The organism is Pseudomonas asturiensis (genome assembly GCF_900143095.1).
Taxonomy (GTDB): Bacteria; Pseudomonadota; Gammaproteobacteria; order Pseudomonadales; family Pseudomonadaceae; genus Aquipseudomonas; species Aquipseudomonas asturiensis.
Window position 1 is genome coordinate 140950 of sequence record NZ_FRDA01000010.1, and the last position, 26564, is coordinate 167513.

At 60.6% G+C, this 26564-nt stretch carries 24 protein-coding genes; 8 read left to right on the top strand and 16 right to left on the bottom strand.

Annotated features, from left to right (window positions below; all coding sequences use genetic code 11):
• Positions 1–132 precede the first annotated feature (132 nt).
• The 8 genes from phaZ to BUB69_RS18245 form a co-directional block, all read right to left on the bottom strand.
• Positions 133–990, bottom strand: coding sequence for a poly(3-hydroxyalkanoate) depolymerase (gene phaZ, locus BUB69_RS18210; RefSeq protein WP_073169166.1), 858 nt, complete (start codon positions 988–990; stop codon positions 133–135).
• Between the two features lie 132 nt (positions 991–1122).
• On the bottom strand, positions 1123–2802 hold the full coding sequence (gene phaC, locus BUB69_RS18215) for a class II poly(R)-hydroxyalkanoic acid synthase (RefSeq protein WP_073169169.1): 1680 nt from the start codon (positions 2800–2802) through the stop codon (positions 1123–1125).
• 368 nt (positions 2803–3170) lie between these two features.
• Positions 3171–3548 (bottom strand): gamma-butyrobetaine hydroxylase family protein, encoded by a 378-nt coding sequence (locus BUB69_RS18220; protein WP_073169282.1) that lies wholly within the window; start codon positions 3546–3548, stop codon positions 3171–3173.
• Between the two features lie 80 nt (positions 3549–3628).
• The gene (gene hslU / locus BUB69_RS18225) at positions 3629–4966 is read right to left on the bottom strand and encodes an ATP-dependent protease ATPase subunit HslU (protein WP_073169171.1); all 1338 of its coding nucleotides are present in this window, start codon (positions 4964–4966) and stop codon (positions 3629–3631) included.
• 41 nt (positions 4967–5007) lie between these two features.
• On the bottom strand, positions 5008–5538 hold the full coding sequence (gene hslV / locus BUB69_RS18230; protein WP_004882674.1) for an ATP-dependent protease subunit HslV: 531 nt from the start codon (positions 5536–5538) through the stop codon (positions 5008–5010).
• Between the two features lie 424 nt (positions 5539–5962).
• A complete protein-coding gene (locus tag BUB69_RS18235; RefSeq protein WP_073169173.1) occupies positions 5963–6658 on the bottom strand; it encodes an SPOR domain-containing protein in 696 nt (231 codons plus the stop codon).
• A 1-nt stretch (position 6659) separates the two neighbouring features.
• On the bottom strand, positions 6660–8396 hold the full coding sequence (gene argS / locus BUB69_RS18240) for an arginine--tRNA ligase (protein WP_073169175.1): 1737 nt from the start codon (positions 8394–8396) through the stop codon (positions 6660–6662).
• A 237-nt stretch (positions 8397–8633) separates the two neighbouring features.
• A complete protein-coding gene (locus BUB69_RS18245; RefSeq protein WP_073169177.1) occupies positions 8634–10853 on the bottom strand; it encodes a primosomal protein N' in 2220 nt (739 codons plus the stop codon).
• Positions 10854–11018: 165 nt separating this feature from the next.
• On the opposite strand from BUB69_RS18245, the gene rpmE reads away from it, so the two are divergent.
• From rpmE to BUB69_RS18260, 3 genes are all read left to right on the top strand, one after another.
• Positions 11019–11240, top strand: a complete 222-nt coding sequence (gene rpmE / locus BUB69_RS18250) for a 50S ribosomal protein L31 (protein ID WP_024686334.1) — start codon at positions 11019–11021, stop codon at positions 11238–11240.
• A gap of 13 nt (positions 11241–11253) precedes the next feature.
• On the top strand, positions 11254–12048 hold the full coding sequence (locus tag BUB69_RS18255; RefSeq protein WP_073169180.1) for a thermonuclease family protein: 795 nt from the start codon (positions 11254–11256) through the stop codon (positions 12046–12048).
• Between the two features lie 183 nt (positions 12049–12231).
• Positions 12232–13500 (top strand): malic enzyme-like NAD(P)-binding protein, encoded by a 1269-nt coding sequence (locus tag BUB69_RS18260; protein WP_073169182.1) that lies wholly within the window; start codon positions 12232–12234, stop codon positions 13498–13500.
• 242 nt (positions 13501–13742) lie between these two features.
• Here the strand turns inward: BUB69_RS18260 and BUB69_RS18265 are convergent, their stop codons facing one another.
• Positions 13743–15131, bottom strand: coding sequence for a GTPase/DUF3482 domain-containing protein (locus BUB69_RS18265; RefSeq protein ID WP_073169184.1), 1389 nt, complete (start codon positions 15129–15131; stop codon positions 13743–13745).
• Entirely contained in the window at positions 15124–16503 is a 1380-nt protein-coding gene (locus tag BUB69_RS18270) for a DUF2868 domain-containing protein (RefSeq protein WP_073169186.1), read from the bottom strand. The genes BUB69_RS18265 and BUB69_RS18270 overlap by 8 nt, the downstream gene beginning before the upstream one ends.
• Positions 16504–16612: 109 nt before the next feature.
• Here BUB69_RS18270 and BUB69_RS18275 point away from each other — a divergent pair, with 109 nt between their 5' ends.
• Both BUB69_RS18275 and BUB69_RS18280 read left to right on the top strand, forming a co-directional pair.
• Positions 16613–17125 (top strand): dihydrofolate reductase, encoded by a 513-nt coding sequence (locus BUB69_RS18275; protein WP_073169187.1) that lies wholly within the window; start codon positions 16613–16615, stop codon positions 17123–17125.
• A gap of 181 nt (positions 17126–17306) precedes the next feature.
• The gene (locus BUB69_RS18280) at positions 17307–18365 is read left to right on the top strand and encodes an HAD family hydrolase (protein ID WP_024684723.1); all 1059 of its coding nucleotides are present in this window, start codon (positions 17307–17309) and stop codon (positions 18363–18365) included.
• A gap of 104 nt (positions 18366–18469) precedes the next feature.
• On the opposite strand, the gene ilvD is transcribed toward BUB69_RS18280, so the two are convergent.
• From ilvD to BUB69_RS18300, 4 genes are all read right to left on the bottom strand, one after another.
• Complete coding sequence (ilvD, locus tag BUB69_RS18285) at positions 18470–20317, bottom strand: dihydroxy-acid dehydratase (RefSeq protein WP_073169190.1); 1848 nt, start codon at positions 20315–20317, stop codon at positions 18470–18472.
• Between the two features lie 388 nt (positions 20318–20705).
• A complete protein-coding gene (locus tag BUB69_RS18290) occupies positions 20706–21221 on the bottom strand; it encodes a dermonecrotic toxin domain-containing protein (RefSeq protein ID WP_073169192.1) in 516 nt (171 codons plus the stop codon).
• 280 nt (positions 21222–21501) lie between these two features.
• Positions 21502–22698 (bottom strand): class I SAM-dependent rRNA methyltransferase, encoded by a 1197-nt coding sequence (locus tag BUB69_RS18295; protein WP_073169194.1) that lies wholly within the window; start codon positions 22696–22698, stop codon positions 21502–21504.
• A gap of 81 nt (positions 22699–22779) precedes the next feature.
• The gene (locus BUB69_RS18300) at positions 22780–23319 is read right to left on the bottom strand and encodes a type 1 glutamine amidotransferase domain-containing protein (protein WP_073169195.1); all 540 of its coding nucleotides are present in this window, start codon (positions 23317–23319) and stop codon (positions 22780–22782) included.
• Positions 23320–23568: 249 nt separating this feature from the next.
• On the opposite strand from BUB69_RS18300, the gene BUB69_RS18305 reads away from it, so the two are divergent.
• From BUB69_RS18305 to BUB69_RS18315, 3 genes are all read left to right on the top strand, one after another.
• Entirely contained in the window at positions 23569–24381 is an 813-nt protein-coding gene (locus BUB69_RS18305; RefSeq protein ID WP_163032131.1) for an HDOD domain-containing protein, read from the top strand.
• Positions 24382–24426: 45 nt separating this feature from the next.
• On the top strand, positions 24427–25239 hold the full coding sequence (mutM, locus tag BUB69_RS18310) for a bifunctional DNA-formamidopyrimidine glycosylase/DNA-(apurinic or apyrimidinic site) lyase (protein WP_024684717.1): 813 nt from the start codon (positions 24427–24429) through the stop codon (positions 25237–25239).
• A 100-nt stretch (positions 25240–25339) separates the two neighbouring features.
• Positions 25340–25678 carry a hypothetical protein gene (locus BUB69_RS18315; protein ID WP_024684716.1) on the top strand — a complete coding sequence of 113 codons (339 nt, stop codon included), beginning with the start codon at positions 25340–25342 and terminating at the stop codon, positions 25676–25678.
• 8 nt (positions 25679–25686) lie between these two features.
• Here the strand turns inward: BUB69_RS18315 and BUB69_RS18320 are convergent, their stop codons facing one another.
• Positions 25687–25941, bottom strand: a complete 255-nt coding sequence (locus BUB69_RS18320; RefSeq protein WP_073169197.1) for a YfhL family 4Fe-4S dicluster ferredoxin — start codon at positions 25939–25941, stop codon at positions 25687–25689.
• 101 nt (positions 25942–26042) lie between these two features.
• Positions 26043–26522 (bottom strand): pantetheine-phosphate adenylyltransferase, encoded by a 480-nt coding sequence (coaD, locus tag BUB69_RS18325; RefSeq protein WP_024684715.1) that lies wholly within the window; start codon positions 26520–26522, stop codon positions 26043–26045.
• Between the last annotated feature and the right edge of the window lie 42 nt (positions 26523–26564).

Consider the following 26564-nt stretch of genomic DNA (forward strand, 5'->3'; position numbering starts at 1 on the left):
CATGGACTGGCGCAGGCCCCATCCCGGCGGCCAGCGTCGTTCTGCGCGGTTCGACACTCCTGTCTCTGGCGCAGTCGGTGAAGCATTTTTGTTCGCGAAGCGTTCCAGTGCCTTCGACCATGACGGACGGCTTCAGCGCGCTCTGGGAGGTGCAGGTTGCGGGTGCATGACCGCGCGTTGTCGTTCCTGCTGTAGAAAACTCATGATGATGGGGGCCACGGCTTCGGCTCGAGTGATCAGAAACAAATGTCCGTCATCGATTATGTGTAGCTGGGCATTGGGTATCCGCCAAGCCAGCAGGCGCATATTTACCAGCGGGATCAATGGGTCGTCGTCACCGGCCAGGACCAGTGTCGGTTGATGGATCTTGTGCAGCCAGTGGATGCTGGTCCAGCCCATGCCCGCAAACAGCTGCCAGTAGTAGCCCAGCTTGCCGGACGAGCGGACCTTGGCTGCGTGGTTGGCGGCCAGGTAAGGATCACGCCGAAACGCACCGCCGTAAATTTCCGGGGCGATACGAATCACATGGGACGGCTGGATATACCGGCGTGGACTCGCCATCAACCACAGCACCCGCGGCTTGCCCGGCACCATTGCCATGCCTGCCGCTGTTGCAGCCAGCACCAGCTTTTTACAGCGCTCGGGGTAGTCGTGGGCGAACTGCTGGGCCAGCGCGCCGCCCCATGACACGCCAATCGCGTTCACCTGTCCGTAATCCAGATAATCGAGCATGCGCGCGGCGAGCTTGGCCAGACCGGGAAAGCGATAGGGCCGTTTGGGCGTCGACGAGCCGCCGACCCCCGGCACATCGAACGCAATGACTTCCAGGTCCGGGTCCAATGCGTCGACGAACGGAAACACCAGTTCGAGGTTGGCGCCGATGCCGTTGAAGATCAGCAGCGGCGTCAAATGACTCTTGCCAGGTCGCACGGCGGTGCGAATGGTATGACCGTCCAGGTCGATGGAGCGAAATACAAACGGTTGAGGCATGCGCGAAGCCCTGTTGGTTAAACCGCTGGGAAAGCTGTCCTGCGTTTCGACCAGATCGTACGTCTGTCATTCGCCTAACGAGCGCTGCCGGTCACTTCCATAGTGAACGGCAGCGTGCCTTCTTCCTTGAGTCTAGCGTTCGTGAACGTAGGTGCCGGGCGATGCCTCGCCTGCCGGGAACGTCTTGTTGCCAAGGGTGGTGGGCGCCTTCTTGAGCTTGCCCGACCGGTCGGTTTGCCAGGTCTGCCAGTGCAGCCACCACGAGTCGGTGTGCTTGGTGCCATTCTCCTGCCATTCGTCTGCAGTCGGCGGCAGCTCGGAGTTGGTCATGTAGCGCGACTTGGGGTTGCCCGGCGGGTTGAGAATGCTCTGAATGTGCCCGCTGCTGGACAGCACGAACTCGGTCTTGCCGCCAAACAGCCGGGCAGACTTGTAGCACGAGGCCCACGGGGTGATGTGATCGTTGGTGCCTGCCAGGCAGAACACGTCGGTGGTGACCTGCTTCAGATCGATGGGCGTGCCACAGACTTCCAGCGCGTTGGGCCGGATCAGCGGGTTGTTCTTGAACATCTCGATCAGGTCGCCGTGAAAGGCTGCGGGCAGACGCGTGGTGTCGTTGTTCCAGAACAGAATGTCGAAGACCGGCGGTTCGTTGCCGAGCAGGTAGTTGTTGACCCAGTAATTCCAGATCAGGTCGTTGGGCCGCATCCAGGCGAAGACCTTGGCCATGTCCCGACCTTCGAGTACGCCTGCCTGATACGAATGGCGTTTGGCTGTCTCCAGGGTCTGCTCATCGACGAACAGCGCGACGTCCGTGTCCAGCGTGGTGTCCAGTACACTGACCAGCAGGGTCATGGCGTTGATCTTCTGCTCGCCAAGCGCTGCATAGTGGCCCAGCAACGCGGTGCAGGTAATACCGCCCGAGCAGGCGCCCAGCACGTTGAGGTCCTTGCTGCCGGTGATCGCCAGTACGACGTCAACGGCTTCCTTGAGCGCCTCGATGTAGGTCGACAGCCCCCACTCGCGCTGTGCCTTGGTCGGGTTGCGCCAACTGATGATGAAGGTCTGCACATTACTGCGCAGGCAGAAGCGCGCCAGGCTCTTTTCCGGGCTCAGGTCGAACACATAGAACTTGTTGATCTGCGGCGGAATCACCAGCAACGGCTTCTCGTGGACCTGCTCGGTGATCGGCTTGTACTGGATCAGTTCCAGCACGTCATTGCGAAACACCACAGCGCCTTCGGTGGTGCCCAGGCTTTTGCCCACCTCGAAGGCATCCATGTTGACCTGGCTCGGCATGCCGCCGTTGTGCACCAGGTCCTTGGCGAGGTGTGACAGACCGTCCAGCAGGCTTTTGCCACCCGTTTCAAAGAAGCGCTTTACAGCGGCGGGGTTGGCGGCCGAGTTGGTGGGTGACATGGCTTCGGTCATCAGGTTGATCACAAAGTGAGCACGGCTGATGTCCTGCGGCGTCAGGTTGCTGCTGCCGATCCAGTCGTGCAGCTCCTTGCGCCAGGCCAGGTAAGTCTGCAGGTAGCGACGGTAAAGGGGGTTCTGGCTCCAGGCCGGATCGGCAAAGCGTCGATCATCCGGGGAGGGTTGCAGGGCGGATTTGCCGAACACCACATTCTTGAGTTCAACACCCAGGTGAGCGACATGTTTGAGGCTGTGGATCGGTTGCTTGATCGCCTGGCGCAAGACCATGCGCGCGGTGCTCAATAAATCCTTGCGGCGCAAGCCCACCACCGGATTGAGATTCAAGGTGTTTTCAGAGGCCTGGCGCTGCAAATCATCGTCTTTCGTGTTACTCATCTACGACGCTCCGTTGTCCTGAGACGAGTACCGCCACTTCTTCCCTGTGAACCAGCGACACAGGCGAATAGCCGGTACTACTGCTCGTGTGACCTAAGATGGCTTGGCGACCCATTCCCCGTTTTTCATGCAGGCTACCGCGAACGCAGCTTAACCACTGCGCTTCGTGTCACCACTCCTTGCATACCGCGTATGTGCATCGTTCGATGCAGAGGAACTGCCAGTGCCATTGGTTACGCGAGATTTGCAAAAATCGCAAGCAGCGTCAGTCATTGGCCGCTGCGCGGACCATTGAAACAAATTCGATTAGAAAGCGCGTCCTAAAACGACGCAGGCGTGCCAGAGCGGCTGGGGCGGGGTTATGCAGGTCAGAGCAGCAGTTTGACGACGTGCTCGGAAGGATCGCGGGACTTGCCGGCTTTTTCCAGTTCCTGAAGATAATCGGCCCAGAGCGACTCCTGACGCACGGCCAGTTGGTACAGGTAGTCCCAGGTGAACAGCCCGCTGTCGTGACCATCGTCAAAGGTCAGTTTCAGCGCGTATTGCCCGGCCGGTTCCACTTTCGTCAGGCCCACGTTCAGCTTGCCGTACTGCAGGACAGGGTTGCCGTGGCCCTGAACTTCAGCCGACGGAGAATGCACCCGCAGCAGTTCGGCGGGCAGATGATATTCCTCGCCCGACGCGTACGTGAGTGTCAGGGTTCTGGAGGCTTTGTGCAGCTTGATGGCGGTAGGGATCGGGGTCATGGGGTCCGGTTCGATGGGCTGTCGAGCCATTGATCGTCCTCGGGAGCGCCTTGGCGGCGCTCCCGAGGCGTCTGGCAGGTTTACAGAATATAGCGCGACAGGTCTTCGTCCTTGGCCAGTTCGCCCAGGTGACTGTTGACGTAGTCGGCATCAATGGCGATGGGCGCTGCGTCCGGGCTGGTGGCCAGGTCGCCTGCGCTGAACGACACTTCTTCGAGCAGGCGCTCAAGCAGCGTGTGCAGACGACGGGCACCGATGTTCTCGGTCTTCTCGTTGACCTGCCAGGCGATTTCCGCGAGACGCTTGATGCCATCGGGCTGAAATTCGATATTCAGGCCTTCGGTCTTGAGCAGCGCGCAGTATTGCTCGGTGAGCGACGCATGCGGCTCGCTGAGAATGCGCTCGAAGTCCTGTGGCGACAGCGCCTTGAGTTCGACACGGATCGGCAGACGGCCCTGAAGCTCAGGCACCAGATCACTTGGCTTGCTCAGGTGGAACGCGCCCGAAGCGATGAACAGGATATGGTCAGTCTTGACCATGCCCAGCTTGGTGTTGACCGTGCAGCCTTCGATCAGCGGCAGCAGGTCGCGCTGAACGCCTTCACGGGACACGTCCACGCCACCGGAATTGCCGCGCTTGGCGACCTTGTCGATCTCGTCGATGAACACGATGCCGTGTTGCTCGACGGCTTCCAGCGCCTTGACCTTCAACTCTTCGTCGTTGACCAGGCGGCCGGCTTCCTCTTCACGCACCAGCTTGAGCGCTTCCTTGACCTTGAGCTTGCGGTTTTTCTTCTTGCCCTTGCCCATGTTGGCAAACAGGCTCTGAAGCTGGTTGGTCATCTCTTCCATGCCGGGCGGCGCGGAGATATCGACGCCCACGGCCTCGTTGATCTCGATCTCGATTTCCTTGTCATCCAGCTGACCCTCGCGCAGGCGCTTGCGGAACAGCTGACGGGTATTGGAATCGTTGGTCTGCACTGGATCTTCGTTGAAGCCGACGCGTGCCGGAGGCAGCAGGGCGTCGAGGATGCGGTCTTCGGCGGCGTCTTCGGCACGATGACGCACCTTGACGATTTCCTGTTCGCGCAGCAGCTTGATCGCGGCGTCGGCCAGGTCACGGATGATCGACTCGACATCGCGGCCGACATAGCCGACTTCAGTGAATTTGGTCGCTTCGACCTTGATGAACGGCGCGTTGGCGAGTTTGGCCAGACGACGGGCGATTTCGGTTTTGCCGACACCGGTCGGGCCGATCATCAGAATGTTCTTGGGCGTCACTTCGACGCGCAGCTCTTCAGGCAGCTGCATGCGGCGCCAGCGGTTGCGCAGGGCAATCGCGACGGCGCGCTTGGCATCGTCCTGGCCGATGATATGGCGGTTGAGTTCGTGGACGATTTCGCGGGGAGTCATGGACATAATGATTGACGGTCCTCTAGCGCAAACAAGCCAGCAGTGGCTTATTCGGCGAGGTCCTGCTCCTCAATAGTGATGTTGTGGTTGGTGAACACGCAAATGTCGCCTGCGATGTGCAGGGAGGTTTCCGCGATTTCGCGTGCCGACAGATCGGTCTTGAGCAGCAGGGCGCGTGCTGCGGCCTGGGCGAATGCGCCACCGGAACCCATCGCGATCAAACCGTCTTCCGGTTCGACGACATCGCCGTTGCCGGTGATGATCAGCGAGGCATCCTTGTTGGCGACGGCCAACATGGCCTCCAGACGGCTCAGCGAGCGGTCGGTACGCCAGTCCTTGGCCAGTTCGACGGCGGCCCGCACCAGATGGCCCTGGTGTTTTTCCAGTTGGCCTTCAAAGCGCTCGAACAGCGTGAACGCATCGGCGGTGGCACCGGCAAATCCGGCAATCACTTCGCCGTGGTACAGGCGACGCACTTTCTTGGCGTTGCCTTTCATGACGGTGTTGCCCAGGGAAACCTGGCCGTCGCCAGCCATGACGACTTTGCCGTGACGGCGCACTGAAACGATGGTGGTCAAGGGGAGAGTCTCCACGCAGCGGGGCGAAAATGCCCTGATGCAGACTCATATGGGGGTGGGGGCGGGTATTTCAACCGTTGGCGGTGAATGGCCGTCTGAATGGTGTCAGGCCGACGGGTGTGATCGTTCCACTGCGCGTGGGCATGCATCCCGTGACGCTCTGCGTCACATTCGAGAGCGGGCGCGGAGCGTCCCGGGCGGCGTTACCACACGGGCGCGCGGGAACGATCATCGAGGTCTCTGACTGAATGCATGCCGCCTCCCACAGTCCTGGTGGGAGTGAGCTTGCTCACGAAGAGGCCGGCACATCCGCTGAAGCAGGGTCGTCTGAACCATGGCTTTCGCGGACAAGTCCGCTCCCACGGGATGTTGCAGCAAGGTTTAGGTATGACGATGAACGCGGCGCATGGACACGATCAACGCCTTACCGGCTCTGGCGTTGTTGCAACAAGAGGTTACTAAATCCGCCGCCCGCCAGTTGCTTCTGGGCCGTGGTCAGTTGCTCGCGGTTGCTGAACGGGCCGACCAGTACGCGGTACCAGGTCTCGTCCTTCACAGTGCCCGACTCCACGGTCGCCGTCTGGCCCAGCAGGATGATTTGCGCACGCACCTTCTCCGCATCAGCCTGTTTGCGGAACGAACCCGCTTGCAGGAAGAACGTCGTCACCGCTGCCGGCTTGGTCGTAGCGACCGGAGGCTGCGGCGGCGGGGTCAGGCCGCTGAGGGCGGCCTGAGCGCGTGCGGTGTCGATCTTGGCGGCCTGTTCCGGCGAAACCGGGGCAATCGGCGCGACCGCAGGTGGCGTCTTCTCCGGCACCGCCTCGTTCGGCACGATCACTTCCGATTCCGGCAGCAGCGTGTAGAAGTCGTACTTGGGCTTGACCGGCGCCGTCGGGCTTGGTGGCGTCTTGTTCGCTTCGGCGATCTTCGCAGCCTTGACGTCGGCCTTGACCCGCTTGACGTCTTCGCCGCCCGGCTCAAGCTTCATCAGAAAGACGACGAACGCCCCTACGGTCAAGCCAATTGCCAGCCACAACCAGCCTGGAATCGGCTTCTTCGCGGGTGCCTGATAACGGCTGGCGCCGCGCTTGGGAGCCGGTTTCTTCTTCGCAACTGCCAACTTACATACGCTCCAGAGTTTCCAGACCCAACAGATCCAGGCCTTGCTTGAGGGTGCGACCGGTCAGAGCGGCGAGACGCAGGCGGCTCTGTTGCTGATCGGGACTTTCGGCACCGAGGATCGGGCAGTTTTCGTAGAAACTCGAAAACAGACCCGCAAGGTCGTACAGGTAAGCACAGAGTACGTGAGGCGTGCCTTTTTCTGCGACGTTGTTCAGGGTTTCGGCGAATTGCGCCAGACGCGCAGCCAGTTCCTGCTCCTGCGTCGCTTGCAGCACGATCTGGCCCTTGCTGGCGTCGAACGGCGTACCCAGCTTGCGGAACACCCCGGATACACGGGTGTAGGCGTACAGCAGGTACGGCGCGGTGTTGCCTTCGAAGCTCAGCATCTGATCGAAATTGAAGCTGTAGTCGCTGGTGCGGTGCTTGGACAGGTCGGCGTACTTCACCGCGCTGATGCCCACGGCCTTGGCGATGCTGCGCAGTTCGGCTTCGGCCACCTCTGGATTCTTTTCTTTCACCAGCGTGTAGGCGCGCTCTTCGGCTTCGTCGAGCAGGTCGATCAGCTTGACCGTGCCGCCGTCGCGGGTCTTGAACGGACGGCCGTCGGCGCCGTTCATGGTGCCGAAACCCATGTGCTCCAGTTGCATGCCTTCATGTACGAAGCCTGCACGACGCGCCACTTCGAACACTTGCTGGAAGTGCAGCGCCTGGCGCTGATCGACGAAATACAGCGCACGATCAGCCTTGAGCACCTTGCTGCGGTAACGAATGGCGGCCAGGTCGGTGGTCGCATACAGGTAGCCACCACCGGCCTTCTGCACGATGACCGGCAGCGGCGTGTCTTCGGCGGTGCGGAACTCTTCGAGGAACACGCACAGCGCGCCATTGCTCTCTACCAGCAGCCCGGCAGCCTTCAGGTCGCTGACGACGTTGGCCAGGTCGTCGTTGTAGGCGCTTTCGCCCATGACATCGGCCGGTGTCAGGTTGACGTTGAGACGCTCGTAGGTCTTCTGGCAGTGCGACAGCGAGATCTCGTTGAAGCGTTTCCACAGTGCCAGGCACTCGGCATCGCCGCCCTGCAATTTGACCACCAGCCCGCGAGCGCGCTCGGCGAACTCTTCAGACTCGTCGAAACGCTGTTTCGCCGCACGGTAAAAGTTTTCCAGGTCCGACAGCTCGTCGCTGGTCGCCGGTTTTTCCTGCAGATAAGCCAGCAGCATGCCGAACTGCGTGCCCCAGTCGCCGACGTGGTTCTGGCGAATGACCGTGTCGCCCAGAAAGCCGAGGACATTGGCCACGCCATCACCAATGATCGTCGAGCGCAGATGGCCTACGTGCATTTCCTTGGCCAGGTTCGGTGCCGACAGGTCGACCACCACACGCTGGGCCGGGCCTGCCTTGCGCACCGAAAGCTGCGGATCGGCGAGGGCTGCATCCAGGCGCGCTGCCAGGGCCTGAGTGTTCTGGAAGAAATTCAGAAAGCCGGGGCCTGCGATTTCCACCTTGCTGACCTGCTCGTCGGCGGGCAGTGCGGCAATCAGTTTTTCAGCCAGGTCACGCGGCTTCATCCCGGCGGGCTTGGCGAGCATCATCGCAATGTTGCTGGCGAAATCGCCATGGGTCTTGTCGCGAGCGTTCTCTACCTGGATCGCCGGCGTCAGTCCTTCTGGCAAGACGCCCTCGGTGACGAGACGGGTCAGGGCTTGTTGGATCAGCTGGCGAATGGTGTCTTTCATGAGGCTCTCTTCGACCGCAAGCGCGGTGGCGCATGGAAGCGCGGGTGGAAAAACTCCGCATTATCCGTTGCTCAGGCCGTGTTGCCAACCGTGTTGGTTTTCAGGCCCATAACTGTGGAGGCAATGTGGCAGGCGGCTTGTCAGCGATCGCGGGGTTCAGTCACTGAAAGGTCGCCTGAATGATCGTATCGCCGGCAAGCCGCCTCCCACGAAAGCGTATTTATTCACATGGATAGCTCAGTATAAATCCACCGGGTCCACGTCCAGCGACCACCTGACCTGCCTGCCACTGGGCATCTGCTCAAGAGCGATCAGCCAGTTGCTCAACAGTTTATGCAGCGGCGCTCGGGCGCTGGACTGCAACAGCAATTGCGCCCGATACCGTCCGGCGCGGCGTTCCATTGGTGCGGGCACCGGGCCGAGCAGCTCGATGCCGCCCAGGCTCATTTCAGTCAGCAAATGTTCGGCTTCGCTGCAGGCCTGATCGAGAAACGCTTCAGCCTGCCCTGGCTTGTGGGCTTCGGCGCGCAGCAATGCCAGGTGCGAGAACGGCGGCAGGCCGGCGGAGCGACGTTCACTCAGGGCTTGTTCGGCGAAGGCGAAATAGCCCTGTTCGGTGAGCTGGATCAACAAGGGATGGTCGGCCAGGTGCGTCTGGATGATCACCCGGCCCGGCTCCTCGGCCCGGCCTGCGCGCCCGGCGACCTGGACGATCAGTTGTGCCATGCGCTCGCTGGCGCGGAAATCGCCTGAGAACAGCCCGCCGTCGGCATCCAGAATCGACACCAGCGTCACGCGCGGGAAGTGATGCCCCTTGGCGAGCATCTGCGTGCCGACCAGAATGCATGGCTGGCCGCGCTGGATGGTCGCGAACAGCTGATTCATCGCGTCCTTGCGCGAGGTGCTGTCGCGATCGACTCGCAGCACCGGGTAATCCGGGAACAGAATCGCCAGTCTTTCTTCCGCGCGCTCGGTGCCTGCGCCGACCGGCCGCAGGTCGACCTTGCCGCACGATGGACACTGGCGCGGCACTCTTTCAACGTACCCGCAGTGGTGACAGCGTAATTCGCCCGAGCGCTGATGCACTGTCATGCGTGCATCGCAGCGCTGGCAGCCGGACATCCAGCCGCAATCGTGGCAAAGCAGGGTCGGTGCGAAACCGCGTCGGTTGAGGAACACCAGCACTTGCTGGCCTGCCGCGAGCGTTTGACCAATGGCTTGTTGCATTGGGCCGGAAATGCCGCTGTCCAGCGGACGACTCTTCACATCCAGTCGCAGAAAGCGCGGTTGTTGCGCGCCTCCCGCCCGTTGATTCAGGCGCAGCAGGCCGTAACGACCGGTGTAGGCGTTGTGCAGGCTTTCCAGCGAAGGGGTGGCCGAGCCGAGCACAATCGGGATGTTTTCCTGGCGGGCGCGCACCAGCGCCAGATCGCGGGCGTGATAACGCAGGCCTTCCTGCTGTTTATAGGAGCCGTCGTGTTCTTCGTCGATGATGATCAGCCCCGGGTTCTTCATGGGCGTGAACAGGGCCGAGCGAGTGCCGATAATAATGTCGGCTTCGCCATCGCGTGCTGCCAGCCAGGCGTCCAGTCGCTCGCGGTCGTTGACGGCCGAATGCACCAGCGCAATGCGCGCATTGAAGCGTTGCTCGAAGCGCGCCAGGGTCTGCGGCCCGAGGTTGATTTCCGGGATCAGCACCAGCGCCTGCTTGCCCGCTTCGAGGGTTTCGCGGATCAACTGCAGATAGACCTCGGTCTTGCCGCTGCCCGTCACCCCCGCCAGCAGAAACGCATGAAAGCTGTCGAACCCGGCGCGGATGGCTTCATAGGCGGCGCGCTGCTCGGTGTTGAGTGGCAGTTCCGGCTGGGCCAGCCAGTGTTCATGCCGGGCGCTGGGCGCGTGGCTGCGTACTTCGACGTACACCAGCTCCTTGGCCAGCAGCAGGTTGAGGCTGTCTTTGTTGAGCATCAGCTTGCTGAGCAACTGATGCGCCACGCCATGCGGATGCTGGGCAAGGGTGGTCAAGGCTTCGCGCTGTTTGGGCGCACGGGCGATGCGCGAGTCGTCGACGCTGGCCCCCGGAGAAACATGCCAGAAACGCTCCTGACGGGTTTCAGCCAGTTCTCCCTGACGCAGCAGCACCGGCAAGGCCCAGCTCAGGGTGTCGCCCAGGCTGTGCTGATAGTACTGGGACGTCCACAGGCACAGCTTGAAGAGTGAAGGCGGCAGCGGCGCCTGACTGTCCAGCAGCGCAATCGCAGGTTTCAACTTGTCGGCAGGTACTTCGCTGTGGTCCACGACCTCGACCAGAATACCGATCATTTCCCGCCGCCCGAAGGGCACGCGCAGGCGCATGCCGGGCTGCAGATCACTGCGTAGCACACCTGCGGGCGCGCGGTAATCGAACAGGCGGCGCAGCGGCGAGGGCAGGGCAAGGCGCAGGATGGCGTTGGGCACGCGGTGTTTCCCTGTGGCGGTCGTGGGCGATGGGCGATCTTAGCAGACGACCGGTGCAAAGGTTCGCTTGCGTCGTTTCGATTGTCTGGTACTATCCACGGCCTATTTCCGTGCGGTATTCAACAATAGTGTTGGGTGGCGGCACGCTAGACCGAGGAAGTACCGATGAAAGCTGATATCCATCCAGTTTACGAAGCCATTGACGCTACCTGCAGCTGCGGCAATGTCATCAAGACCCGTTCCACGCTCGCCGCTCCTCTGAGCCTCGACGTGTGCAACGAGTGCCACCCGTTCTACACTGGCAAGCAGAAGACGCTTGACATCGGCGGCCGTGTCGACAAGTTCAAATCCCGTTTCGGTGCGTTCGGCGCAACCAAAGCGAAGTAAGACTGGTTGCCTTATGGGCATGTCCAGGCTGCTTGAAAAGACGCCCCTTGTGGGCGTCTTTTTTATGTCCGCGATTTGGCTGTCCAGCGCGCACGCGTTCTGTCCTGCGCCGGACGGCCTGCCCGTCGTACAGGTGCAGCGCGTGGTGGATGGCGACACGCTGCGCCTGGACGACGGCCGCAGTGTGCGGATGATCGGGCTCAATACGCCTGAAACCGGCAAGCTCGGCCAGTCCGCCGAGCCGTTTGCCGAGGCGGGCAAGCGACGCCTGCAAGCCTTGGTGAAAGAGAGCGCAGGTCAGGTCCGCCTGCAGGTCGGCCAGCAGCCCAAGGACCGTTACGGTCGTACGCTGGCCAATGTCTACGGCCGCGACGGCACCAACCTTGAAGCGCAGTTGCTCAGCGAAGGGCTTGGTTATCTGGTCGTCATTATGCCCAATACGGCGCTGGTCGACTGCCAGCAGAGCGCCGAGCGGCAGGCGCGCCAGAACAAAGTGGGGCTGTGGCGCAACTCGCCTGTGCAATCGTCCGCTCAGATCGACAAGGGCGGCTTTGCCGTGGTGTCCGGGCAGGTGAAGAGCGTTCACCGTAACCGCGGCGGCGTCTGGCTCGAACTCGACGGTTCAATGGTTTTGCGTATTGCGCCTGATCTGCTGCCTGCCTTCGATGTCGCCAGACTTGAGCGTCTAAAGGGGCGACATGTTGAAGCACGAGGCTGGGTGGTGGACCGCTCCCGGCGCGGTGGTCTACAGTCAGGACAGGCTCGCTGGCTGATGCCGCTGACCCACCCGGCCATGCTCAATCTCTAGGCATCGCCTGCAATTACAGGCCTTTCGACGAGCGGTTCGGCTTTTTGTGTTCCGAGTGCCTTAGCGGAAAGTCTAACTTCTCGCCCCTTGACAGCAGTGACTGGCCAGTCTTGTTAGGACTATGCATCTTGCGTATCCTCGGCGGTCCGTCTGTCCCACAGTAAAAAAAGCGGAATCCAATACATGTCAGATTTGAAAACTGCCGCGCTCGAGTACCACGCCAACCCTCGTCCAGGGAAGCTGAGCGTAGAACTCACCAAGCCGACTGCAACCGCTCGTGACCTGGCTCTGGCCTACAGCCCTGGCGTTGCTGAACCCGTGCGTGAAATCGCCCGCGACCCTGAGCTGGCTTACAAGTACACCGGCAAAGGCAACCTGGTAGCAGTTATTTCCGATGGCACCGCGATCCTCGGCCTCGGCGATCTGGGCCCATTGGCTTCCAAGCCTGTCATGGAAGGTAAAGGGGTTCTGTTCAAGCGTTTCGCCGGTATCGACGTGTTCGATATCGAAGTCGATTCGGAAAGCCCGCAGGCTTTCATCGATACCGTAAAGCGTATCTCCATCACCTTCGGTGGTATCAACCTGGAAGACATCAAGGCACCTGAGTGCTTTGAAATCGAGAAAGCGCTGATCGAACAGTGCGACATCCCGGTTTTCCACGATGACCAGCACGGTACCGCTATCGTGACCGCGGCCGGCATGATCAACGCCCTGGAAATCGTCGGCAAGTCCCTCGATTCCGCGAAGATCGTCTGCCTGGGCGCGGGCGCTGCCGCCATCTCCTGCATGAAGCTGCTGGTGAGCATGGGCGCGAAGATCGAGAACATCTTCATGGTCGACCGCACCGGCGTGATCCATTCCGGCCGTACCGACCTGAACCAGTACAAGGCTGTCTTTGCACACGCAACCGACAAGCGCACCCTGACCGATGCGCTGGATGGCGCTGACGTGTTCGTGGGTCTGTCCGGCCCGAACCTGCTGAGCCCGGAAAACCTGAATCTGATGGCCAAGGATCCGATCGTGTTCGCCTGTTCGAACCCTGATCCGGAAATCTCCCCGGAACTGGCTCACGCCACTCGCAGCGACGTGATCATGGCCACTGGCCGTTCGGACTACCCGAACCAGGTCAACAACGTGCTGGGCTTCCCGTTCATCTTCCGTGGTGCTCTGGACGTTCGCGCCAAGCGCATCAACGAAGAAATGAAAATCGCTGCAGCCAACGCCCTGCGCGAACTGGCCAAGCTGCCTGTTCCTCAGGAAGTGTGCGACGCCTACGGCGGTATCAAACTGGAATTCGGTCGTGAGTACATCATCCCGAAACCAATGGACACTCGCCTGTTGGGCCTGATCGCCGACGCAGTCGCCAAGGCCGCCATTGAAAGCGGCGTGGCCACCCTGCCGTATCCGAAACACTACCCGCTGACCAGCGTGGATGACGTGTTCAAGGGTTGATTCCTTGAGGTAATAAAAAACCCGCAGAGATGCGGGTTTTTTTATGGTTGCTGAACTGACGCCATCGCTGGCAAGCCGCCTCTCACAGTCCCGTGTGTACACGTTCAACACTTTGTGGGAGCGAGCTTGCTCGCGAAAGCCACCGTTCGCACGCCTCTATTTCAGCGGATGGACCGGCCTCTTCGTGAGCACGCTCACTCCCACTGTGATGAGTTTGCTGCAAGGCAATGTAATGCAGGGCCTCACTCCCGCAAAATCACCCCCGCCAACTCATCAATCGCCTCCTGCCTTTCGGCCTGATTCAACCGCGCACGGGGATTGAGCGACGACCATTGCGGGTGGGCGCGGGAGCGTGACAGGGGCTCTGGCAGCTTGCCCTTGCGCCAGGTCTTGTCTTGCGGAGTGGTCAATTCGATGCTGTTGATCGCCGCATGACCTCTGACACCCAGCGCAACCAGCAACTGGCTTTGACGCAATGCCAGCAGGCGCAGCACGGCGTCGTCGACGGTCAGTTCCCGATGCCCTTTGAGTTTGCCGAGCAGGCGTCCGCCATAGCTGCGCGCGGTCAGCAGGGCGCCGCCGGCAATCGCGCCCACCAGCGCAGCGGCGCCGAGGGTGACACCGCCGACCATCAGGTCGACGCCAGCTCCGGCCGCAGCACCTGCCGCCACACCACCACCGACGCGCACGCCCATCAGTTTGAGGGTTTCGGGGTTGAACAGGTCGTCGCCCCAGCGGCCATCCATCAACGGCAAATCGCTGGCGGTCACGTCATCCTTGCGAAACGCATGCAGCTTGAGCAGCGCCTCGACGCACTGTTGTTCGCGCTGACGAACTGCCTGACGCAGTGCGTCTATCGCCTGTTTCTCTTGATCCGGTATCGTCTCGACGCTGCGCCGGCAGGCCGCGCAATCGATCAGCATTTCAGCGATAAGGCGTGTTGCGCTGTGGCGCTTGGCCTGGCGCTGCTTTTCCTGGTCCTGAATCAGGCGTTCCAGCTGCGGTCGCGCACTTTCAAGCATGAGCGCCAGGCTTTCATAAAGACGACGCCCGCCGTCTTCCGGCGGCGCGACGCTGTCGAAACGCACCAGCGCATGGAGGCCGAGGCGCGAGAGCGCTTCGCGCCATTCCGGTTCGCGATGCTGCTGCGCACTGACGAAGTTGAGGACCGGCAGCAGGGGTTTGCCACAACTGGCCAGCACCGCCAGCTCGTCGCGGTATTTGGACAACACCGGTTCGCGGGCATCGATCACATACAGACCTGCATTTGAATCGAGCAACTGTCGCAGGACCTTGGCTTCTTGCTCGAAGCGTTGTCGCGCCTCGCTGCCTTCCAGAAAGCGCGTCAGGCGCGCCGGACCGTCCAGCCGTTCGCCGGGGCGATCCAGACGTTCCAGATAGTCGAGGAGGGCAATGGCGTCCTCCAGGCCAGGCGTGTCGTACAGCTCGACGGTGGCCTGGCCGTCCACCGACAGGCGGGCACCCTCGACATGCCGTGTAGTGCTGGGCCGATGGGAGACTTCGCCGAAGCTGACGTCGCCTGTCAGGGTTCGCAGCAACGAGGTCTTGCCCACGTTGGTGTGTCCGACCACTGCCAGCTTGATGGCTGCGGGTGTGTGCGCTTCACTCATGGCCTGTCTCCAGCCAGCTCATGGGCGTGCTGTCTGCCCATGGCAATTGCAGTTGATCCAGTGCAACGTGCCAGTCGTCCAGACGTTCGGGGTCCAGAGCCTGTCCGGCAGGCGCAGGCAACAGCCAGACGCGGGTCGCGCCTGCGCAGCGGGCCAGCTCGGCGATCAGCGCAAGACTGCCACGGTCAGGCGAGCGGCGCGGATCGCAGGCAATCAGCAGGCGTGCGGGCGGGTATTGAGTCAGTTGTTCCAGCAGTCTGTGTCGGGATTCGCGGCTGTCCAGCACGCCTGCGTTGGCCACGCCAGCGGGCAGATGCGGCGGCCAGACGTGTTGATCATCCAGCTCGATGGCCACCAGCAAGGCGCCGTCACTTTGGGTGGTCCCTGCCTCGCGCTGCACCTGATGCATCAACGCCGGCTCCGCGTCGCTGACGCCCAGGCGCTCGCTGCTGGGCATCAGTCGCTCGCGCAGTTCGAGGTAGTCGGGCAGTTCGAGATCCAGTTGCAATGCAGCCTTGCCACGCTTCCAGCGCCACAGACAAAGCGCGGCCAGCAGCAGGCGCGGCAGGATGCCATAGACCAGCAGCACGCCGACCAGCCAGGCAGCCCAGGCCTGACGGGCGTTTTCGAGGCTCAGTGCGCCGTTGCCGCTGGCGCGGATCATGGCTTCGTCCGGCACGCTGAAGCCCAGCCAGGACGGAATCGTGCTCAAGGTCTGGGTCAGGTTGACGAAGGTGTCGCTGCTCAGGATGGTGGTTTCCCAGACAAAGCCATAACGCCGCGTCGACATCAGCATCAACAGCACAATCAATGCGCTGAGCAGGGCGATCAGCCACAGGCTGTTGACCATAAGACCCAGCGCCCAGCGATTCAGGCGTTTGCGCTGTAACAGCAGGATCAACGCAGGTGCCAGTTGTGCGGCCTGGGCGTCGCGGGCGAGCTTTTCACTCAGCCACAGCCAGAGACGACCTAGCCCACTGTTATGGCGTCCGGCAAAGACCAGGCCCATCGCCCAACTGATCAGCAGGATGAGGTTCAGCCCGAGCAGACTGCCCAGCGCCCAGAACACATTCACAGGCGTCTGCCCGTCGCCCATCGCGGCGAAGGCCAGCCCCGTGCCACTCATGATGGCCAATACCGCCAGCGCCATCAGTGCCAGTCGCGCACCCTGTTTCCAGTGATGCAGCGCGGTAACCATTCCGTCGCGCTCCGCGAGCCACAAGGCGCGATGGGTGATGCGGGTCGTGAGGTCGCCCTCGGCAGCGCGGGCGCGGCGGTTGGCTTCCTGGTCGTCCAGCGTGCCGGCCTGTCGTTCGCGCAGGCGCACAGCTTCGGTCAGCCAAAGGGTATCGAGTGGTGTCAGCGCAGTCACACGGCGTCTCTTCAATGAATTCAGCGGTGAGCATAACCGCTGTCATGGGACTGAGCACGACGCGTAACAGTTCAGTGGCTTGCCGGGCGCGCTCTGATATCCTCGCACCATGACGACTCATCTCTCCCTCAGCCTGATTGCCGCCCTTGGTGAAAACCGAGTGATCGGCGTCGACAATTCCATGCCCTGGCATTTGCCGGGGGACTTCAAATACTTCAAGGCAACCACCCTTGGCAAGCCGATCATCATGGGCCGCAAGACCTGGGATTCCTTGGGGCGGCCATTGCCCGGTCGCCTGAACCTGGTGGTCAGTCGCCAGGCGGACCTTCAGCTTGAAGGAGCCGAGGTGTTCTCTTCACTCGACGCTGCGGTGAAACGTGCCGAGGAATGGGCGCACGAGCAAGGCGTGGGTGAAATCATGCTGATTGGTGGCGCGCAGTTGTACGCGCAAGGCCTGGATCAGGCCGATCGCCTTTATCTGACCCGCGTGGCGCTGAGCCCGGAGGGCGATGCCTGGTTTCCCGAGTTCGATACGGCGCAGTGGAAGCTGGTTTCCAATACTGAAAATGCCGCTGTTGAAGACAAGCCTGCCTACGCCTTCGAGGTGTGGGAGCGGGTTTGATTTTTGAGGTATGGGACGACAGCAAACAAAATGTCACAAAAGTGTCGTTTTTGGTTTTGCTGTCGTGATCAGTGGGGCAAGTGACGTCTTCTAACGCCTCAAAGGTCGCTGACGCACTTTTGTGTTCACAATATTTTGTTACGGTCTGACCCTTCAAATTTTCAAGAAGGGGACTTCGTCTATGAAACTCGCGCCAAAAATGCTGATTGCTGCGCTCTGCGTCGGGCTTGCCGGCCAGGCTTTCGCCGCCACTGAATTGAAGCACTGGCCCGAGCCTGCCGCGAAAGCACTCGATGCGATGATCGCGGCCAACGCCAACAAGGGCAACTATGCCGTCTTTGACATGGACAACACCAGCTACCGCTTCGACCTCGAAGAGTCGCTGCTGCCTTACATGGAAAACAAAGGCCTGATTACCCGCGAGAAGCTCGACCCGTCGCTGAAGCTGATCCCGTTCAAAGACACCGCCGAGCACAAGGAAAGCCTGTTCAGTTATTACTATCGCCTCTGTGAGCTGGACGACATGGTCTGCTACCCATGGGTCGCTCAGGTGTTTTCCGGCTTCACCCTGCAGGAACTCAAAGGCTACGTAGACGAGCTGATGGCGCTCGGCAAACCGATTCCGGCCACCTACTACGATGGCGATACCGTCAAGCAACTCAACGTCGAGCCGCCACGCGTGTTCACCGGGCAAACCGAGTTGTACAAAAAGCTGATGGAAAACGGCATCGATGTCTATGTGATGACCGCTGCATCCGAAGAGCTGGTGCGCATGGTCGCCTCTGATCCCAAGTACGGCTACAACGTCAAACCGGAGAACGTGATTGGTGTATCGCTGCTGCTCAAGGATAAAAAAACCGGTGAGCTGACCACTGCGCGCAAACAGATCACGGCAGGCAAATATGATGCGAAAAGCAACATGGGCCTGGAACTGACCCCGTACCTGTGGACCCCGGCCACCTGGATGGCTGGCAAGCAGGCGGCGATCCTGACTTATATCGATCAGTGGAAAAAACCGGTACTGGTTGGCGGCGACACGCCGACGAGCGATGGCTACATGCTGTTCCACAGCGTTGACGTCAGCAAAGGCGGCGTGCACTTGTGGATCAACCGCAAGGACAAGTACATGACCCAGCTCAACGGCATGATGACCAAAAATGCCGAGGCTCAGGCCAAGGAAGGTTTGCCGGTGACAGCCGACAAGAACTGGGTCATCGTCAAACCGGACGAAATTCAGTGAGTCGAATGTGATCGCGGCTGCGCTCTGCGTCCGCGCTTGATGGCACACACGCCCAACAAAAAGCCCGGCATCTCTGCCGGGCTTTTTGCGTAAGCGACGCTGCTTTATGGCACCAGCTTGTCCAGCAGTGCCTTGTCACGCACGGCGCCCTTGTCGGCGCTGGTCGCCAGCAGGGCGTAGGCCTTGAGGGCGGTGGTGACTTTGCGCGGACGTACTTCGACCGGCTTCCAGCCTTTTTTATCCTGCTCGGCACGGCGCTCAGCCAGTTCCGCGTCGTCGATCATCAGGTTGATAGAGCGGTTCGGGATATCGATCAGCACTTTGTCGCCATCGCGCACCAGACCGATTGCGCCACCAGCCGCCGCTTCAGGCGACGCGTGGCCGATGGACAGGCCCGAGGTGCCGCCCGAGAAACGCCCGTCGGTGAGCAGCGCACAGTCTTTGCCCAGGCCTTTGGATTTCAGGTACGACGTCGGGTAGAGCATTTCCTGCATGCCCGGACCGCCTTTCGGGCCTTCGTAGCGGATGATCACGATGTCGCCAGCCTTCACTTCGTCAGCAAGGATCCCGCGCACGGCGCTGTCCTGGCTTTCGAAGATCTTGGCGTTGCCTTCAAAGACATGGATCGACTCGTCGACACCTGCGGTTTTCACCACACAACCATCCAGCGCGATGTTGCCGTAGAGCACGGCCAGACCGCCTTCCTGTGAGTAGGCGTGTTCGACGCTGCGGATGCAGCCGTTTTCACGGTCGTCATCCAGGCTGTCCCAGCGGGTCGACTGGCTGAACGCGGTCTGCGTCGGGATGCCGGCAGGGCCTGCCTTGAAGAAGGTGTGAACCGCTTCATCGGTGGTCTGGGTGATGTCCCACTTGGCAATGCCCTCGGCCAGGGTCTTGCTGTGCACGGTCGGCAGATCGGTGTGCAGCAGGCCGCCGCGAGCCAGCTCGCCTAGGATGCTGAAGATGCCGCCTGCGCGATGCACGTCTTCCATGTGGTACTTCTGGATGTTCGGGGCGACCTTGCAGAGCTGTGGCACCTTGCGGGACAGGCGATCGATGTGACGCAGGTCGAAGTCGATCTCGGCTTCCTGCGCTGCGGCCAGCAAGTGCAGGATGGTGTTGGTCGAGCCGCCCATGGCGATGTCCAGCGTCATGGCGTTCTCGAACGCCTTGAAGTTGGCGATGTTGCGCGGCAGCACCGAGTCATCGTTGTGGGTGTAGTACTGTCGGCACAGGTCGACAATGGTACGGCCCGCCTGCAGGAACAGTTGTTCACGGTCACTGTGAGTGGCGAGTGCCGAGCCATTGCCCGGCAAGGCCAGGCCCAGCGCTTCGGTCAGGCAGTTCATCGAGTTGGCGGTGAACATGCCCGAGCACGAACCGCATGTCGGGCAAGCGCTGCGCTCGTACTCGGCGACTTTTTCATCGCTGGCTGTGGAGTCGGCGGCGATCACCATGGCATCGACCAGATCCAGCCCGTGACTGGCCAGCTTGGTCTTGCCCGCTTCCATCGGCCCGCCGGACACGAAGATCACCGGGATGTTGAGGCGCAATGAGGCCATCAGCATGCCGGGGGTGATCTTGTCGCAGTTGGAGATGCAGACGATGGCGTCGGCGCAGTGGGCGTTGACCATGTATTCCACGGAATCGGCGATGATCTCGCGGCTCGGCAGCGAATACAGCATGCCGTCATGGCCCATGGCGATGCCGTCATCCACCGCAATGGTGTTGAATTCCTTGGCCACACCGCCGGCGCGTTCGACTTCGCGTGCCACCAGCTGACCCATGTCTTTCAGGTGAACGTGGCCCGGTACGAACTGGGTGAACGAGTTGGCGATGGCGATGATCGGTTTCTTGAAATCTTCGTCCTTCATGCCCGTGGCGCGCCAAAGGGCACGGGCGCCGGCCATGTTGCGGCCGTGGGTGGACGTTTTCGAGCGGTAATCAGGCATTGGAGCACTCCGGCAAAATAAGGCTGATCAGGAAGGGAGTGAGCTTCTATTGACGTCGCTCGCATTCGGCAGTGACCGGATGCAGCGAAGAAACCGAAAACCACGGGATCACCGTGTACTCGGCCTGAGCTCATAAACCCGCCGGGGGATGACTGGCGATGAATAGCGCGATTCTACACCGATGGAGGGCGGAGGAAACGCTTGCCTTGTGGCGCAAGGGCGAAGCGTGATCTTTCAGGAGGACGTATCGGCAGGGACAGGCGCCGCGGGCCGGATGCCGGAATGCTGAGTCTTGGACCCGTGTCAGGATTTACAGGCATGAAAAAGTCGCCGACAGGGCCCTGTCGGCGACGTATGCCTGTTGTGTATCAGGCGTAACTGCCAGCAATCAACGATTCACGATGGCCTGAATCTGATGCAGATAGGTTTCGCCTGTGACCGGTTGGAACACCAGCGCTTCCTTGATCCACGAAGAAGGCAGGCGAGTGATTTCCTCGAAGTAATCGGCAACATGTTGGCGTTGATCTTCCTGCACCAGATTCATCATGTATTCCAGCCCGCCAGGCTTGCCCAGGAACTCGCCCAGTACGTAACCGGTACGCGTCCAGTCATGGTTTTCATGGAAGATTCGATCAGTCGGAGCAGCCGGTTGCTCAGGTACATAAAGAATGTACTGACCTTCCGGGCCACGAATCACGAAAAGACGGATGAGATTGACACCGCCATGAAGTGGCATGACAAACCGGCCGATGGTGATGCCATCGTCATCGGAGGCCGTCGGGGCATTGACGACATGGTGAATCAGGTCTGCGCCTTCCGGGGAAAGCAGGCCTTTGGACAACTGGTCGGCCGCCATCCTGTTCAGGTCGTCGCGAATGTAGTCAACATAGGTAGAGTCGATCATGATTTAAATCCATTTAAATTAAACAAAGTCCATTTTGAGTGTTGTCCTGAACCGTACGTCTGTCGGTGTTTGCTAACAGGACGCTAACAATTTATCAGCGCGAAAAACAGCGACGCGATAGATATCTATCGAGCTGTGGGCAGCATGTTTCAGGATATTTATCGTCGCGCAGTCGCCCTCGGCGTATCGAGGGCGTCTCGGGCAGACTCGTCATCGGCCACGGGCTCTGCACGAAAAGTGGCTGCGCTCGCCGACTTTTCGTACAGGGCCTGGCGCAGGGTCAGCTGTTAGGCAGCAACCGGCAGGTAATGCTCTTGATGTAACGCGTTTCGGCAATGGCCGGATGGACAGGATGATCCGGGCCCTGACTGCCGCGTTCCAGCAGCTGGATATTGCGGTCCAGATGGCGGGCGCTGGTCAGCAGAATGTTTTGCAGATCATCTTCAGGCAGGTGCATCGAGCACGACGCGCTGACCAGAATACCGTCCTTGGTGAGCAGGCGCATGGCCTGTTCGTTCAGGCGGCGGTAGGCGCCTTCGCCGTTTTTCATGTCTTTCTTGCGTTTGATGAACGCAGGCGGATCGGCAACGATCACGTCGAAGCGCTCTTCGCCCGCCTTCAGCTCTTTAAGGGCTTCAAACACGTCACCTTCGATGCAGGTCAGTTTTTCGGCAAAACCGTTCAGCGCCGCGTTACGTTCCACGCCATCGAGGGCGAAGGACGAGGCGTCGACGCAGGTCACGTCGCTGGCGCCGAATGCGGCGGCCTGAATGCCCCAGCCGCCGATGTAGCTGTACAGGTCCAGTACGCGCTTGCCTTTGACATAAGGCGCCAGGCGCGCACGGTTCATGCGGTGGTCGTAGAACCAGCCGGTCTTCTGGCCAGCCATGACCGGTGCTTCGAACTGCACGCCGTTTTCTTCCAGCGCGACCCACTCGGGAACCAGACCGAAGACGGTTTCCACGTAACGATTCAGGCCTTCGGCATCACGAGCGGCGGAATCGTTCTTGAACAGGATGCCACTTGGCTTGAGCACCTGGACCAGGGCAGCGATGACATCTTCTTTATGGTGCTCCATGGTGGCTGAAGCCAGCTGCACCACCAGAATGTCACCAAAACGATCCACCACAAGGCCCGGCAGCAGGTCTGAATCGCCGTAGACCAGGCGATAGAAGGGCTTGTCGAACAGCCGGTCACGCAATGACAACGCGACATTCAGGCGGTGAACCAGCAACGACTTGTCCAAAGGCAGCTTGATGTCGCGTGACAGCAGGCGGGCGCAGATCAGGTTGTTGGGGCTCATGGCAACGATGCCCAGCGGTTTGCCGCCGGCGGCTTCGAGGATGGCCTGGTCACCTGCTGCAAAGCCGTGAAGAGGGGTGGCGGCTACATCGATTTCATTGCTGTAGACCCACAAGTGACCGGCGCGCAGGCGACGGTCGGCGTTGGCTTTGAGGCGCAAGCTAGGCAGGGACATGACGTCGCTCCGGAAAAAAGAGCGGGATTATAGCGCGTCATCCCGGTTACGCGCCGGGATGACGACAATTAACGCAACCGATTACGCCGACAGCGCGTCGATCAGTGTGCGGTTGAACGCCGGGATGTCATCGGGCTGGCGGCTGCTGATCAGGTTGCCGTCGGTGACCACTTCCTGATCGACCCACTCGGCACCTGCGTTGACCAGATCATCTTTCAAAGTCTTGAAGCTGGTCATGGTCTTGCCTTTGACCAGGCCTGCGGAAATCAACAACCAGCCGCCGTGACAAATGACGGCCAGTAGTTTGCCCGATTGGCTGGCCTCGGTGACGATCTTTTGAGCGTCGCTGTCCAGCCGGATCGTGTCGGAATTCTGTACGCCGCCTGGCAGGACGATGCCATCGTAGTCGCCTGCGTTGGCAGACTTGAATGTGGCGTCTACCTGAAAGTCGTCGGCAGGCTTGTCATGGTTCCAGCCTTTGACCTTGCCATCCTGGCTGGAAAGGATTTTCACGGTAGCGCCTGCTTGCTCCAGGGCCTGCTTGGGGCCGGTCAGTTCTACTTGCTCGAAACCATCGGTTACAAGAATTGCGATTCGTTTGCCATTCAACGCGTTGGACATGGGGTCCTCCAGTCTCGTGCTTAGGGGTGGCGTATTACTGGCCCTCGTGGGGCCGGGCTCACGCCGGTCACAGAGAGTCCGAAGCTGGGCGCGCGGCAAAGTTCCGAGAAAATGAGCGAAGAAGGTGATGGACCGTTGCCCGATGAGGGGGCAGAATCCAGCTATGCCTTCGAGTAAATACCTATGCCCTCACAGCTGTCACCCGAGCTAACTTCCGAGCAGATCCAGCAAGCGTTGCAGGGTATCAGTGTGCCCCCGCAGCCGCAGATCATGGTGGATTTGCAGATGGAACAGTACATGCCTGATCCTGATCTGGGCGTGATTGCGCGGCTGATTTCACAGGACCCGGGCCTGTCCGGTGCGCTGCTGAAAATCGTTAACTCGCCTCATTACGGGCTTTCCAACAAGATCGCCTCGATTCAGAAGGCGGTGAACCTGCTGGGCAGTCGTACCGTCATCAACCTGATCAATGCGCAGTCGATCAAGGGCCAGATGACTGACGAAACCATTGTCACGCTCAACCGTTTCTGGGACACCGCTCAGGATGTGGCGATGACCAGCCTGACGCTGGCCAAGCGCATTGGCTCGCAAGCGGTGGACGAGTCCTACGCCCTTGGCCTCTTCCACGATTGCGGCATTCCGTTGATGCTCAAGCGTTTTCCGCATTACATGAGCGTGCTTGAAAGCGCCTACGCCAATACCGGCCCCGACTGCCGCGTGGTAGACACCGAGAACGAGGCGTTCGATACCAATCACGCAGTGGTCGGTTATTACACGGCCAAGTCGTGGCGCTTGCCGGATCATGTCACTGAAGCCATCGCCAATCACCACAATGCCCTTGGGATATTCCAGGACGATACCAGTCGCAATGCGGCGCTAAAGAATCTGCTGGCCCCGCTGAAGATGGCCGAGCACATCTGCCAGTCCTACCGCGTGCTGGGCAATCAGGAAGAAGATCACGAGTGGGAAAGCGTCGGCCCGCTGGTGCTGGACTATGTCGGCCTGTCCGAGTACGACTTTGAATACCTGAGGGAAAGCATTCGCGAGCTGGGCGCCCGCTGATTCTGCGTGTCGCCCGCCGTTCCTTTCTGCACGACCGAGTTATCCATGCCTGAATTACCTGAAGTCGAAACCACCCGACGCGGCATTGCGCCCCATCTGGAAGGGCAGCGCGTGAGTCGCGTGATTGTGCGCGACAGTCGTTTGCGCTGGCCCATTCCCGAAGACCTCGATGTCCGGCTTTCCGGGCAGCGCATCGTCCAGGTCAACCGCCGCGCCAAATACCTGCTGATTCAGGCCGAGGTCGGCACCCTGATCAGCCACCTCGGCATGTCAGGCAATTTGCGCCTGGTCGAAGCCGGTCTGCCTGCGCTCAAGCATGAGCACGTGGACATCGAGCTGGAGTCGGGCCTCGCCCTGCGTTACACCGATCCACGGCGTTTCGGTGCCATGCTCTGGAGCCTGGATCCGCATGCCCATGAGCTGCTGATTCGCCTCGGTCCCGAGCCGCTGACCGATCTGTTCGATGGCGAACGTCTCTATGAGCGTTCCCGGGGCAAGTCGATTGCCGTCAAGCCGTTCATCATGGACAACGCGGTGGTGGTGGGCGTGGGCAATATCTACGCGACCGAAGCCCTGTTTGCGGCCGGAATCGATCCGCGCCGCGAGGCGAAAAGCATTTCCCGGGCGCGGTACCTCAAGCTGGCGATCGAGATCAAGCGCATCCTGGCCTACGCCATCGAGCGGGGAGGCACCACGCTTCGTGACTTCATCGGGGGTGATGGCAAGCCGGGTTACTTTCAGCAGGAGTTGTTCGTGTACGGGCGTGCCGATCAGCCGTGCAAGGTCTGCGGCTCGACGTTGCGTGAAATCAAACTGGGTCAACGAGCAAGTGTGTATTGCCCCAAGTGTCAGCGCTGAGAACAGGGCAGGGTCTTGAAACATCAGGCCCCTTGCTTAACCCCCGTCGCTGTTTATAGTGATGGGCAAAACCTCAACGCCACGCCTGAAGGACCACGCTATGAGCCCGTTTCGCATTCTTGCTGCCACGTTGGCGCTGCTCTTCGGCCTGCAGGCCGTGCCCGCCATTGCAGCGGATATTCCCGCAGGCAGCGGTAATCCCGTTTACACCATCCAGAATCCACCTGTGTTCGCCATGGTCGGTGATCTGCTGATCGCGCGCCCCTTGTTGATTGCTGCCACTGTGATCGGCACCGGGCTGTTCGTCATCGCAGCACCGTTTGCGGCGGCGGGCGGCAATTTCAAGGCGACCGCCAAGGCGCTGGTGGTCGACCCTGGCAAGTCGGCCTTCGTGCGTTGTCTGGGGTGTACGGGCGACGGTTACGGTAAACAGGAATAACGACGGAACTAGACCACCCTGCTGGTGATGATCCGGTACTTGTCCATCAACTGTTCCTTGCTCTCCACGTGATTTTCATCCAGCGGGATGCAATCCACAGGGCAGACCTGCTGGCATTGTGGTTCGTCGTAGTGGCCCACGCATTCGGTGCACAGGTTCGGATTGATCACGTAGATCTCCTCGCCTTGTGAAATCGCTTCGTTCGGGCACTCGGGTTCGCAGACGTCGCAGTTGATGCAATCGTCGGTGATGATAAGGGACATGAAATGCTCCTGCCGCGGCCGACGCCGGGGCATATGAAAACCAATGCGGCGAATTGTGCCGCATTAGGCCTCGGGTTGCACCTGCACGTTCCAGCGTTGTGCTATCGCTTGAAACGCTCTGTCAGCGCCTGCGCGACTGCAGGATGCACGAACTTGGTGATATCACCGCCCAACGCCGCGATTTCACGCACCAACGTCGAGGAAATGAACGAGTAGCGCTCGGACGGGGTGAGGAACAGGCTTTCGACGTCCGGGGCCAGCTGGCGATTCATGTTGGCCAGTTGAAACTCGTACTCGAAGTCCGACACGGCGCGAAGACCGCGCAGAAACACATTGGCACCCTGTTCCTTGGCGAAATGCGCCAGCAGCGTGGAGAAACCCACGACTTCAACGTTGGGCAAGTGTTTGGTGACCTCGCGTGCCAGCTCGACGCGCTGTTCCAGGGGAAACAGCGGGTTTTTCTTGGGGCTGGCGGCAACGGCAATGACCACTTGGTCGAACAGGCGCGAGGCGCGCTCGACCAGATCTCCATGGCCCTTGGTAATAGGGTCGAAGGTGCCTGGGTACAACACTCGGTTCATCGCGTCGTCCTGGTCGGAGTCCGTTGTGGGACTCGGATGGTA